At 44.7% G+C, this 13,604-nt stretch carries 11 protein-coding genes; 8 read left to right on the top strand and 3 right to left on the bottom strand.

Going from position 1 to position 13,604, the window contains the following annotated elements:
* Positions 1-3: 3 nt before the first annotated feature.
* The 6 genes from sufD to MKX60_RS27915 all read left to right on the top strand — a co-directional run bounded on the left by sufD (position 4) and on the right by MKX60_RS27915 (position 8,465).
* Positions 4-1,305, top strand: a complete 1,302-nt coding sequence (sufD, locus tag MKX60_RS27890) for a Fe-S cluster assembly protein SufD (RefSeq protein ID WP_042186353.1) — start codon at positions 4-6, stop codon at positions 1,303-1,305.
* Complete coding sequence (locus MKX60_RS27895) at positions 1,302-2,528, top strand: cysteine desulfurase (RefSeq protein WP_076284184.1); 1,227 nt, start codon at positions 1,302-1,304, stop codon at positions 2,526-2,528. The genes sufD and MKX60_RS27895 overlap by 4 nt, the downstream gene beginning before the upstream one ends.
* Complete coding sequence (gene sufU / locus MKX60_RS27900) at positions 2,515-2,946, top strand: Fe-S cluster assembly sulfur transfer protein SufU (RefSeq protein ID WP_036684339.1); 432 nt, start codon at positions 2,515-2,517, stop codon at positions 2,944-2,946. Before MKX60_RS27895 ends, sufU begins: the two co-directional genes overlap by 14 nt.
* Before the next feature lie 24 nt (positions 2,947-2,970).
* On the top strand, positions 2,971-4,368 hold the full coding sequence (gene sufB / locus MKX60_RS27905) for a Fe-S cluster assembly protein SufB (protein ID WP_042186357.1): 1,398 nt from the start codon (positions 2,971-2,973) through the stop codon (positions 4,366-4,368).
* A 471-nt stretch (positions 4,369-4,839) separates the two neighbouring features.
* Entirely contained in the window at positions 4,840-6,600 is a 1,761-nt protein-coding gene (locus MKX60_RS27910; protein WP_341061588.1) for an ABC transporter ATP-binding protein, read from the top strand.
* 5 nt (positions 6,601-6,605) lie between these two features.
* On the top strand, positions 6,606-8,465 hold the full coding sequence (locus tag MKX60_RS27915) for an ABC transporter ATP-binding protein (RefSeq protein WP_042186361.1): 1,860 nt from the start codon (positions 6,606-6,608) through the stop codon (positions 8,463-8,465).
* 69 nt (positions 8,466-8,534) lie between these two features.
* Here the strand turns inward: MKX60_RS27915 and MKX60_RS27920 are convergent, their stop codons facing one another.
* The 3 genes from MKX60_RS27920 to MKX60_RS27930 all read right to left on the bottom strand — a co-directional run bounded on the left by MKX60_RS27920 (position 8,535) and on the right by MKX60_RS27930 (position 11,087).
* On the bottom strand, positions 8,535-8,783 hold the full coding sequence (locus tag MKX60_RS27920) for a DUF7667 family protein (protein WP_042186363.1): 249 nt from the start codon (positions 8,781-8,783) through the stop codon (positions 8,535-8,537).
* A 472-nt stretch (positions 8,784-9,255) separates the two neighbouring features.
* Complete coding sequence (locus MKX60_RS27925) at positions 9,256-10,296, bottom strand: HD-GYP domain-containing protein (RefSeq protein WP_076284183.1); 1,041 nt, start codon at positions 10,294-10,296, stop codon at positions 9,256-9,258.
* 77 nt (positions 10,297-10,373) lie between these two features.
* Positions 10,374-11,087 (bottom strand): molybdenum cofactor biosynthesis protein, encoded by a 714-nt coding sequence (locus MKX60_RS27930; RefSeq protein ID WP_042186367.1) that lies wholly within the window; start codon positions 11,085-11,087, stop codon positions 10,374-10,376.
* A gap of 136 nt (positions 11,088-11,223) precedes the next feature.
* Between MKX60_RS27930 and MKX60_RS27935 the strand changes: the two genes are divergently transcribed.
* Together MKX60_RS27935 and MKX60_RS27940 are read left to right on the top strand one after the other, a co-directional pair.
* Positions 11,224-12,663: a bifunctional metallophosphatase/5'-nucleotidase gene (locus MKX60_RS27935; RefSeq protein ID WP_076301031.1), complete on the top strand. Its 1,440-nt coding sequence runs from the start codon at positions 11,224-11,226 to the stop codon at positions 12,661-12,663.
* Between the two features lie 72 nt (positions 12,664-12,735).
* Positions 12,736-13,563, top strand: coding sequence for an undecaprenyl-diphosphate phosphatase (locus MKX60_RS27940; RefSeq protein WP_042186371.1), 828 nt, complete (start codon positions 12,736-12,738; stop codon positions 13,561-13,563).
* Positions 13,564-13,604: the final 41 nt, after the last annotated feature.

Genomic DNA, 13,604 nt, shown 5'->3' on the forward strand with positions numbered 1-13,604 from the left:
CTTATGACGACACAGACCATTCTTCCGGTGGATGCCGAGCGCTTGAGCGAATTATCGCATAGTAGCGGCGAACCGGGTTGGCTGAAAGAAAGCCGCTTGAAAGCACTTGAACTGGCAGCTACTCTGACACTGCCTAAATTAGAGAAGACACGGATTGATCGTTGGAATGTGAATAATTATGGTAGCTACAAAGCAAGCGAAACCATTGCTTCACTGAAGGATGCACCTGCTTCCATTTCCTCCTTGATCAAGGATCAGGAAGAAGGCAGTCTGATTATTCAACGTAACTCTGGTGCAGTATATACACGACTAGCTCCTGAACTTGCAGCACAAGGTGTTATTTTTACCGATCTGCAAACGGCTGTTAAAGAGCACGGAGATTTGGTACAACGTTACCTTCATAAGGCGATTCAGCCTGACGAGCATTCTATCGCTGCGCTTCATGCAGCACTATGGAACGGGGGAGTATTCCTCTATGTTCCTAAGAATGTAGTGGTTGAAACTCCACTTCAGGCGGTGCTGTTAACAGATGATGCGGAAGCTTCATTTGTTCCTCACATTCTGATTGTAGCGGATACTAACAGCTCCCTGACATACGTAGACAACTACGTGTCGGATAAAGAGGAAGCTGGCTTGCACAATGGTGCTGTAGAAGTATTCGTGGGTGCAGGTGCTAAAGTCCGTTATGCTACAGTGCATCAGCTGGGCGTGGATACAACAGATGTGACTTACCGCCGCGCTGTTGTTGAGAATGACGGAACGATCGAATGGATTGTTGGAGAGATGAACTATGGTGATACAGCAAGTGATACCAAATCTGTGCTCAAAGGTAATGGCTCTAGCTCGGATGCTAAAGTAATTGCTGTAGGTACGGGATCACAGAAACTGAATTACACTACTCAAGCTCAGCATTTCGGCAAAAATACCCCAAGTGACATGATCACTCGTGCAGTTATGCGTGATAATGCTACTTCGATCATCAACGGAATTACCAAGATCGAGAAAGGTGCTACTAGAGCCGACGGACAGCAAACGGAGAAAGTATTGATGCTGAGTCCAAAAGCCCGTGGTGACGCCAATCCGATCCTGCTGATTGATGAAGATGATGTTACAGCAGGCCATGCCGCTTCCGTAGGACAGGTCAATCACGAGCAAGTCTTTTACCTGATGTCCCGCGGAATTACACGGCATGATGCAGAAACTCTGATCATCTATGGCTTCTTGGCTCCTGTTGTGTCGCAAATTCCACTAGAGGGACTGCGCAATCAGCTCCAATCTCTTGTGGAAAGGAAGTTAGGTCAATGATTAGCAACGCCATCCGGGAGCAATTTCCCATACTGAACCAGAATGTGAACGGCCATCCACTGGTCTATCTTGACAGTGCTGCTACTTCACAGAAGCCTCGTCAAGTGATTGAGGCGGTCAAGTCGTATTATGAGTGGGATAACGCCAACGTACACCGTGGCGTCCATACTCTAGGCAGCCGTGCAACAGATGCCTACGAGGGAGCCCGGGAGAAGCTAGCTAAGTTTATTAACGCCCGCAGCACTAAAGAAATCATCTTTACGCGCGGCACAACCACTGCCCTAAATCTTGTTGCCTCTTCTTACGGGCCATCTGCAGTGGGTGAAGGCGATGAAATTGTCATCACCCTGATGGAGCATCATAGTAATTTGATCCCCTGGCAGCAGCTAGCTAAGAAGACAGGTGCTACTTTAAAATATATACCGTTGCAACCTGACGGAACGATTACGCTTGAAGATGCTGAGAAGACGATTACGGATAAAACCAAGATCGTTGCTATCGCTTATGTGTCTAATGTTATGGGAGTAACTCATCCGATTAAAGAGCTTGCGGCGATTGCTCATCGAAACGGTGCGGTAATTGTCGTAGACGGCGCACAGAGCACACCTCATGTGAAGGTCGATATGCAGGATCTGGATTGTGATTTCTATGCACTTTCCGGACATAAAATGCTAGCACCGACTGGAATTGGGGCTTTGTACGGCAAAAGAGCACTCCTTGAAGCTATGGAACCTATTGAGTTCGGTGGCGAAATGATTGATGATGTAGGTCTCTATGAATCGACATGGAAAGAACTTCCTTGGAAGTTTGAGGGCGGTACGCCGATCATTGCAGGAGCTGTTGGATTAGGTGCAGCCGTAGATTTCTTACAAGAAATCGGCATGGATGAGATTCACAGCCATGAGAAGCAGCTTGCCGCATACGCAGAACAGCGTTTATCTGAAATTGATGGCTTGACCATTTATGGTCCGCGCAATCGTGAAGTTGGCGTTGTGACTTTTAATCTGGGTGACGTTCACCCGCATGATGTCGCTACAGTACTAGATGCGGAGGGAATTGCTATCCGTGCTGGTCATCACTGCTGTCAGCCGCTGATGCGCTGGCTGGAAGCCAGCTCAACAGCACGTGCGAGCTTTTACCTGTATAACACCGAGCAGGATGTAGATCGACTGGTGGACGCTTTAATCAAGACAAAGGAGTACTTCGGCTATGAACTTGGATGACTTGTACAGACGCGTAATTATGGATCATTATAAAAGTCCTAGGAATCGTGGTTCATTTGAAGATGATGCTCTGAAAATTGAACTGAATAACCCAACTTGTGGTGATCGTATTACACTTCAGCTTAAGGTAGAGGATGGAATCGTCAAGGATGCCCGTTATAACGGTGAAGGTTGCTCGATCAGTATGTCATCGGCTTCGATGATGACTGAGGCGATCAAAGGACAAACGGTTGAACGAGCACTCGAACTAGCCGATAACTTCTCCTTACTGATGAAGGGTGAAGACGTGGATTTTGGAGATTATGAAGACATTGAAGCCCTATCGGGTGTGAATAAATTCCCTGCGCGGATCAAATGTGCAACACTGGCTTGGAACGCGCTTCGTAAAGGAATTGACGAAGAAGAGCAACATAAATAACAGTAGAACAAGGAGGCTGACACCATGGCTAAGAAAGCGCCTGATATGGAAGAGTACCAATACGGGTTCCGTGATGAGCATAAGTCGATATTCCAGTCTGGTAAAGGTTTGACGGCCGAAATTGTTAAAGAAATTTCAGCAATCAAAAATGAACCACAGTGGATGCTTGATTTCCGCTTAAAATCCCTTGAACAGTTCCGTAAAATGCCGATGCCTACATGGGGCGGCAATATGGATGATTTAGATTTTGAGGATATTCAATATTATGTAAGACCTTCCGAGAAACAAGGGAAGACTTGGGAAGAAGTTCCTTCCGAAATCAAGGAAACCTTTGATAAGCTGGGTATTCCTGAAGCGGAACAGAAGTTCCTCGCCGGCGTATCGGCACAATATGAATCTGAGGTTGTATACCACAGCATGCAGAAGAGCCTTGAAGATCAAGGGGTTATTTTTACAGATACCGATACTGCACTGCGTGAACATCCAGAACTTCTTAAGAAGTTCTTCGGGACGATCATCCCTCCAACCGATAATAAATTTGCAGCACTTAACAGTGCAGTTTGGTCAGGCGGAAGCTTCATCTACGTTCCTAAAGGTGTGAAATGTGAAGTTCCTTTGCAGGCTTACTTCCGTATTAACTCCGAGAACATGGGACAATTTGAGCGTACCTTGATCCTCGCTGACGAAGATAGCTTCGTGCATTATGTAGAAGGCTGTACAGCGCCAATCTACAGCACGAATTCTCTGCACAGTGCGGTTGTTGAAATCTTGTGTATGAAGAACTCACGCGTTCGTTATACTACGATTCAGAACTGGGCTCCAAACATCTACAACCTCGTTACTAAACGTGCGGTTGCAGAAGAGAATGCTACGATGGAATGGGTCGATGGCAACATCGGTTCCAAGCTGACTATGAAATACCCTGCGGTTGTTCTTAAAGGCCGTGGAGCTAAAGGTTCAGTACTGTCCATCGCGGTAGCGGGTAAAGGCCAGCATCAGGATGCTGGTGCCAAGATGATCCATTTGGCTCCAGACACAACATCCACTATTGTATCGAAATCGATCAGTAAGCACGGCGGTAAAGTAACTTATCGTGGTCTTGCTTCCTTTGGCCGTCAGGCAGAAGGTGCGAAATCGAACATTAAATGTGATACACTCATTTTGGATAACGAATCCACTTCGGATACGATTCCTTACAATGAAATCATGAACGATAACATCGTGCTTGAGCACGAAGCAACGGTATCCAAAGTTTCTGAGGAGCAGCTGTTCTATCTAATGAGCCGCGGCCTAACAGAAGCTGAGGCAACTCAAATGATCGTTATGGGCTTCATCGAACCGTTCACCAAAGAACTGCCGATGGAATATGCGGTTGAAATGAACCGTTTGATAAAATTCGAAATGGAAGGAAGTATCGGTTAACCTTGATCTTCAAGGTTCCGGCTTCATTCTAATAAGTAATACAAAATACGTATTCGCAGTGATCTTGATGCTTTTATGCTCAAGTCACTCGAATACGTATTTTTTATTGGAAATTGAGATGGGGTTTTCATTCTAGAGGGTTAAATCCAAATTTTATGCAAAAAAGCTTGATAAAAGTTTATTTTGGAGGGGGCGATCAGATCAAGGATCATGATGTTTCTTAATTCAACAGCATTAAGGAGGAAACTCGAGTATTTTAAGACAATGATGGTCGTTTATCACCTATATATGGGTCTTTTTTCCGAAATAACAGGATAAACGCTCAATTCTACCCTTTGCCGCTTTAAATTAGGGATGATACACTGCTTAAAGTCACTAAAATTGAAAGCGCTAAAAAATAGCTTTATTTTGTAAAGCTAAGTCTATGCTTACGAAGCAGCTTTACTTCGTAAAGCTTTAAGGAGGAGAGATATGGATGTTCTCAGGCAACTGCGAGGCTATTACCGAGAGAAGCTACATTATTTGATTCTTTCGATTGTATGCTTGGCCGCCGCAACTGCAGTGGGGCTAATTACCCCCAATTTGTTAAGGAAGCTCATCGATGAAGTAATTGTTCCACTCAAGTTTAAAGAGGTGCCCGTGTTGGCTCTCAGTGTGTTAGCTGTAGTAATCGTAAAAGCATGCCTGCAATTTGCACATGGTTTTTTTGGAGGGCGGTTAGGTAATTTTCTAGCATATCGGCTACGTAACGCTTGTTATGAGAAATTACAATTTCTATCTTTCCGTTATTATGATACCGCGAAAACAGGAGATCTGATGTCCCGGCTGACCGGGGATTTGGAAGCGATTCGGAACTTTATCGGTTTTGGTTTTGCTCAGTTGCTAAATGTGTTTTTTATGGTGCTCTTTGGTTCTATCATGATGTTCACCATTAATTGGCAGCTAACATTGGTTACTTTGATTACTATGCCATTTCTGGCAGCAGTAGCTTTAAGATTTGAGTCCAAGATTCATCCGGCCTTCCAAGAGATGCGCCTTGCGCTGAGTTCTCTGACAACGGCTGTACAGGAGAATATCACGGGTGTGCGAACTGTCAAATCGTTTGCTAGAGAGGCTCACGAAGTTGAAAAGTTCTCACACCGTAATGAACGTTATAAGAATAATCAGATTTTTGCCGCTGAGCTCTGGAGTAAGTTTTTTCCTGTCATGGAGCTTTTAGCATCGGTAAGTATAGCTATCCTGTTAGGCGTAGGTGGTACACTCGTCATTAACGGGAAAATGTCACTAGGTGAATTGGTTGCCTTCTTCAGTTTGATTTGGTACATCATTGGACCGGTATGGGGTCTAGGCTTTCATATTAATAACTATACACAGTCCAAAGCTTCGGGAGAACGTGTACTTGAAGTACTTAATCAAAAAATTGATGTCAAGGATAAAGAGGATGCCCGTGAACTGGTGCCTTCCGAGGTTAAGGGGGACGTTGCCTTTAATCATGTCACCTTTGCGTACGGGAACAAAATGCCTGCTGTTACTGACATCCATTTTGAAGCTAAATCAGGTGAAATTATCGGATTTCTTGGAGGCACAGGTTCAGGTAAATCCACTATTACTCAACTGATGATGCGTGCTTATGATGTCAATGAAGGGAGTATTACGCTGGATGGCATTGATATTAGAGAGTACAGTGTGCGCAGCCTGCGGTCACAGATTGCCACCGTATTCCAGGAAACATTCCTGTTCTCCTCATCCATCCGCAACAATATTTCGTATGGCTTGAAAAATGTAAGCATGGAGGAGATTATCCGTGCTGCACAGCTGGCAAAGGCGCATGATTTCATTATGGAGATGGCAGACGGATATGACACTGTAGTGGGTGAACGCGGGATGGGTCTCTCTGGCGGACAAAAGCAGCGGATTGCGATCGCAAGAGCCCTGCTTAAGAATCCGCGTATCCTCATCCTCGACGATGCGACCAGTGCGGTCGATATGGAAACGGAACATGAGATTCAAGCGGGCTTCCAGGAGGTCATGAATGGGCGTACAACACTTATAATTGCCCATCGGATATCCTCCTTGCGACATGCGGATCAGATCATTGTTATGAACGAAGGTCATGTTCAGCAGCGTGGTACTCATCAGGAGCTAATTGAAGTTCCGGGTCCATACCAAGATGTATACCGGATACAATATGCTGACTTTCTGGCCAGAGCTACCGGAAGAGGGGAGGAGTGAGGCATATGAAACTTGAAGCCAAACAGAACACCGCTTCGGGAGCAAAGCGTAAAGCAGCCGAGCAGAAGACACTTGACGAACGTTTCGTGTACAAAGATGATGATGTGATCGACAAAGCGTTTGACTGGAAGCAGTTCACCAGATTATTCAGCTATATGAAGCCTTACGCCAAACAGATGCTTCCACTGGTTTCTATCATGATGATTCTGGGAACCATTACGAAGCTGACCGTTCCTTTCTTGACAAGTTTAGCTATCGACCGTGCTATAGCGCCTAAGGTTGGGAATCCAAGCTTAACACTTCTTTATTCGCTTACCGCAGGTGTCATTGTCTTATATCTCATTCAATGGATTGCAGGTGTGTACCGGATTAAGTACACGAACATCATTGGACAAAGAGTCATTTATGACTTGCGTTCTGACTTGTTCAAGCATATTCAGAAGCTCTCTTTTAACTTCTTCGATAAACGCCCAGCAGGTTCGGTATTAGTACGTGTGACGAATGATATCAACTCACTGCAGGATTTGTTCACGAACGGGGTAGTCAATCTGATGATTGACTGTGTACAGCTTTTAGGGATTACCATTATTCTGTTATTGATCAACTGGAAACTTGGCCTTGCAGTAATGGTTACGGTTCCGATCATGTTCTTTATTTCTACTAAGCTGCGTCAGAAGATTCGGATCGCTTGGCAGGATGTGCGGATGAAGAACTCTAGAATTAATTCTCACTTGAACGAATCGATTCAGGGGATCAGAGTCACACAGGCCTATACACAAGAACGTGAAAACATGAATTATTTCGATTTTATGAATACAGATAGTAAAAAGTCCTGGAATAAAGCATCTGCGATGAACCAAGCTTTCGGGCCGATGATCGAGATCACTGGTGGTTTTGGAACGATGATCCTCTTTTGGCTAGGGGCGTATCTCATCCAATCTGGCGAGCTTACTGTCGGTTTGCTGGTAGCGTTTAGTTCTTATGTCAGCAACTTCTGGGACCCGATCAACCGTCTGGGGCAGATGTATAACCAGCTGCTGGTAGCGATGGCCTCCTCAGAACGGATCTTTGAATATTTGGATGAGCAGCCTTCGGTTCAAGATAATCCAGGGGCTAAACCACTAGGAACGATTCGTGGAGATATTAACTTTAATAAGGTTGTTTTTGAATATGAAAAAGGTCGGGCGGCTTTAAAGGGCATCGATCTGGATGTAAAAGCTGGGCAATCGATCGCGCTGGTGGGTCATACTGGCTCGGGGAAAAGCACGATTATTAACCTGATTGGCCGGTTCTATGATATTAAGAGCGGAAGAATTACGATTGACGGTGAAGATATCCGTGAAGTTACTCTAGATAGTCTGAGAAGGCAGATCGGAATCGTGCTACAGGACACCTTCATTTTCTCAGGAACGATTCGCGATAATATCCGATTTGGTCGACTGGATGCTACCGATGAAGAAGTGGAAAATGCCGCGAAAGCAGTAGATGCCCATGACTTTATTATGAAGCTTCCTGGAGGGTATGAGACAGAGGTAGAAGAGCGTGGTAGTGCCTTGTCCATGGGACAGCGTCAGCTGCTCTCCTTTGCCCGTGCACTATTAGCGAATCCACGGATTCTGATCCTTGATGAAGCTACGGCAAGTATTGATACAGAGACGGAGCTGAAGATTCAAGAGGCACTCAAAATCTTACTTCAGGGCAGGACCTCCTTTATCGTCGCTCATAGACTATCTACCATTCGCCATGCGGATAAAATAGTCGTTCTGGATCATGGTGAGATTAAAGAAGAAGGAACCCACCGAGAACTGACATCACGTGATGGTGTGTATAACGGATTAATAGAAGCGCAGTTCCGCTTTCTATAGCAAAGAACAACAGCCCATTCCCCTTGCGAAAGCAAATGAGGAGTGGGCTGTTTTATATCGTACGTCCAATTATTTCGGGCGTTTAGGTAATCTACCCGTTATACGTAGCTCAAACATTTGGGCACAAATATCCTGATGCCACTGTGTATCCGTTGTTTGTTCCGCTAACAGTATTTCATTCTGTAGTCGTGCCATCTCCCAACAGTAAGTGGCATTCACCTGAAGGCATTGCTGTTGTTCCGTTTCTTCGGAGGCTGTAAGCTGGCGTAGACGACTTAGAGTGAATAGCTCGGCAAGACGTTCATGGACTGGAAGCATACTTTTTACCTCCTAGAAATATTTAAACCACATATTAGTCTCGCCAAGAGGTTTGTATTTCAATCATCTATTGCAGTATTTACAATAGAAAGCTCCTTATCCACTCATAAAATAGCATCTACTGCACTTTGTGCAATAGTATTAGGAAAATGTGCTTATAAAAGACGTTTTCTTTATTTTTGATTGCACAAAATACAACAGAACTACAATCCAGCTCTACGTACAAGAATTCTGTTGCACATAATACAACAGAAAAAATCCCCCGAAAGAAAACGGAGGATCATGGATTTCGAAAGATAGCTTTGAGGCCCCGATTCTTGCGAAGCAAAGAAGGAGCCTCAAAGCGAGGTTACACAAGGCGTTCCTTCTATCCACCACCGCCACAAGTTTACACTAAACTTCTGGTTGTCCAGAGGTTGGAACCCTAGGGGCCCTCCCTTGGAAGAAAGGGTTTGGGAGGGAGCGAAGCGCCTTAGTCCATGTAAATTTCTACAATGGCAACGTTCCGTTCGCGGGAAAGGTCCACGAACATTCCGTCAACCTTTACCAGTGGTCGGAAAATATCGACCAGATTGTTCATAATAATTACGCCAATATCACCTGTGTTCAGTAACACACGCTTGCCGATGAAGTTGGGCATTAAATGCTGGATAAAGGCTTGAACGGTTTTAGCGTTCAGTTTACCGAAACTTAGATTGTTTATTTCACGCAGGACGGAAATAAGCTCTTGCTTCGACTGATAGACTCGTTTAGAAGTCATCGCACTATAAATGTCAGCTACAGCTGCAATTTGTGCATAAGGATGAATATCAGATTTGGTTAGACCGCTTGGATAGCCAGAGCCGTCCTCACGCTCATGATGTTGGAGCGCAGCCAAAGCTGTGTAAGAATCGTCCATAGAATTACGTATAATTTCGTAGCCGTACTTAGTATGTAGTTTGATTTCCTCGAACTCATCTGGCGTTAGCTTCCCTGGTTTATTCAAGAGAGAGGGTGAAATTCGGCATTTTCCAATATCAATCAAATAGCCTGCACGACCAATTTCATAGCATTCTTGTTTGGAATAACCAAGCCATATCGCAATATAATAAGAGAGCATGCCTACCTGAAGGGAGTGATTATAGGTATAGTTATCTTCCCGATCTAGCAAAAGCAGGAGGGACACTACATCTTTATGCTTGTCCAAAGTTTGAAGCGAAGGCTGAAGAATGTCGTTTACCACGGATTGGTTGAAGCTTCCTTTTAATAACGCTTCCATATAAAGAGACTCGAAGCCGTCAATCATGGTATCAAAACTAGTGGTCACCGTCTGAATAATTGAAGGTCTGCTGAGGGGTGATACCTCTTCTTCTAACGTCTCGATATCAACATAATCAACTCCAAGCTGCATCAGCTTGGCGATATCATTTATTTGGAGCAGTGATCCTTTTGGTAGTACATGTAAACCCCTAGAACTATATGCGTCCGCGTTAAGGTGATTACCAGGTTTTAGATCCGAGACGTGTACTCTCAATGCCTATGCCACCTTTTATCCGATTTTATCCAGAATATCAACAAAGTTCAGATTTTTCAATCAAAAAGGAGAAAAGATTATTTGTGGATTGTATCGCTAGCTTTTTGATCAGAGTTCACCCAATGTTGGCCCGATTCATTAATGTCTTTTTTCCAAACGGGAACCGTCTGTTTCAATCGTTCAATGGCAAAGCGACTGGCTTCGTAGCAGGTATCGCGATGGGGTGTGGAGACGGCAATGATAACACTTGCTTCCTTTAAACCTACAAGCCCAATGCGGTGAGATATGGCGCAGTTTGCGTTCCAGCGGTTCTTCACTTCTTTACCAATCTCCTCTAGTTTACTTAAGGCCATAGGAATATAGGCATCATAATGAAGTGCGGTTGTACGTTGTTCTCCGGTCATTTCACGTGTAGTGCCGATAAATAATAAGGATGCTCCGTGATTGACGTCAAGAACGGCATCTAGAAGCTTCTCTGCATTTAAAGGCTGGTCCGTTATGCTATAGAGACCATCAGTAGTAGTTTCATATATAGTGCCATTCTCTCCCCCAGAAACTGGTGGAATAAGTGCGACTTCGGAAGACGCTGTGATGATAGAATCATCAGGAGCATATTCCCGGTCAATGGCAATTAAAGAAGCCCCAATTTGGGATGCTGCATTCGGATAAGAGGCAGATAGAAGCTCCTTCAGCTTGCCAGCTGTTAAGGGAATCTCAGTCGCTTGGAAGGACAGAGAAGAAGAGCCGATTGTCTCAGCCAGACCCGCGAATAGTCGGATAGTAATATGCATTTTTATTCTCCTCTGATGTATGATCTGATGTCTTCAATATACCATAATGTGTCTGAAAATGTTATGCTAGGCTCTATAAGATCACGCACCGACTGCTTCATTAAAGAGGAGCTCAAGGGTAGGAGGAATGTTGCTTATGGGGCATGTGCCACAAAGACTGACCATACTTCATACCAATGATATACATAGCCATTTTGAAATGGTAAGTCCGGTGGCAGCGGAAATCGCCGTACAAAGGGCTGCAGCGGGAGAAGAGCCTGTACTGCTGCTGGATATTGGTGATCATATGGATCGTGCAGCTGTTGAGACAGAAGGCACTATGGGTCAGGCTAACATCGATGTATTAAACTTAACAGGATATGATGCTGTAACCATTGGCAATAATGAGGGGCTCACGTTCTCTCAGGAGATGTTGTCATCTATTTTTTCCGGTTTACAGTGTCCGGTAGTATGCTGTAATTTTGTAGAGTCTTCGACAGGAGAGCCGCCAAGCTGGATGAAGCGTCATGCGATCTTGGAGAAGGATGGAATTAGAATTGGAGTGACCGGAGCAACAGCGGCATTTACTTCATTCTATTCCCTTTTGGGCTGGGATGCTTTAGATCCTGAGACTGCACTCCGGGAACAATGCCTACTTTTAGCGCCACAGGTGGATATTTTAATCGTTCTATCTCATCTCGGACTTCCTACGGATAAAATTCTGGCAGAACGGTTAGAGGGCGTACATGCTATTCTTGGTGGACATACGCACCATCTGTTAGAAGAGCCTATTATGATTAATGGTACTGCCGTATGCGGTGCTGGGAAATTCGGTCGGTATCTCGGGCGCCTACAATTTGAGCGACTAGATCCTCAGTCTGATTTCAGCTTAGTGACGGGGGAATGTATTCCTATTGACCCCCTTCTGAAGGAGGAGGTTATAGGTCCTGCAGTCGCTATTCATTTGAAGCATGGCCAAGAATCTCTTCAGACGATCGCTGCGATTACTGACCGTGAGCTTCCTTTGAACTTGCGGGGAGAGTCCCCCTTTGGCAATCTTTTGGCACAAGCAGTACGTAGATTTACAGGAACTAGTATGTCATTAGTTAACACGGGTCAGCTGCTAGGACCATTGCCGGAAGGCGAGGTTACGACAGGGATGCTGCACGCACTTTGTCCTTCTCCCATCAATACTTGCATCATTAAGCTGAAGGGTATAGATATTCGCACAGCTTTGGAACAGAGCCTTACAGAGGAGTTTTATAGTAAGGTCATTTACGGGTACGGTTTCCGTGGGAATCATCTGGGCAGCTTGGCAGTAGATGGATTAAAAATCTTGTACGACCCACTAATGATACCGTATGATAAGAGTGTTGCAGTTTTTGTCGAAGGAAACCCACTGGAGGATGAAAGAGAGTATAATGTTGGTACGCTGGACATGTTTACTTTCAGGGCCGGCTATGAGACGATCGCGAATGGGAAGGATGCTTTGTTTCTATTGCCACATTTTTTACGCGATCTCTTACGGATGGAGTTACAGCGTCCAAACAGCCTCGATGAATGCATGCTCACTCGCTGGGAGGCTAAGTCTGAATAAGGCCGACAGCTCATAATCTACACTTATAGACTCCATTTAACAGTGCTAGATTCCCAAAAATAGGAGGACATTATGGACACGATTACAGCTATTATTTTAGCAATTGTCGAAGGGATCACTGAATTTATTCCTGTATCTTCGACCGGACACATGATCTTGACCACGAAGCTATTAGGCTTCGCGGAGCAAGATTCGATTATGAAGACTTATGAAATTGTAATTCAACTAGGGGCGATTTTGGCGATTGCACTTGTTTACCGCAAACGAGTACTCAATTTGCTAGGGATTGGACGTAGTAGTTCAGGTAGAGGTGGCGTTATGCCGGCATCCCGTCTGAACTTAATTCATGTGATTCTCGGGATTGCCCCAGCACTTGCTGTGGCATTTTTTGCCCGCGATTTTATCAAAAGTCTTTTTGGAGCTTCGACTGTACTCTGGGCACTTGTGGCCGGAGGGATTCTAATGATTGTTGCAGAATGGGTGAACAGACGCAAAATACGAATTACTGCTCACGAACTGGATGATTTGTCTTACGGACAGGCGCTCGCGATTGGATTGTATCAGATTATTTCGGTACTTTGGCCGGGCTTCTCCCGTTCCGGGTCTACTATTTCCGGGGGGATGTTAAGCGGGGTCAGCTATAAGGCTTCTGCGGATTTTTCCTTCCTCATAGCCATTCCTATTATGTGTGCGGCTTCCGGGTATGAACTGCTGGATTCGTATAAAAACTTCACAAGTGAGACGATTGGTTATTTTGTAATTGGTTTTCTGATTTCTTTTGTAGTGGCATATTTAGTGGTCATTTTGTTTATGAAATGGATTCAAAAGATTCGATTAACGCATTTCGCGATCTATCGATTTATTCTTGCTGCTGTATTCTGGTTGTTTATTATGCGTTAATGCCCGTTGGCATAGACCTAGACACATCTGATTTTCTTTAA

This window comes from Paenibacillus sp. FSL R5-0914 (genome assembly GCF_038004525.1).
Classification (GTDB): Bacteria; Bacillota; Bacilli; order Paenibacillales; family Paenibacillaceae; genus Paenibacillus_AQ.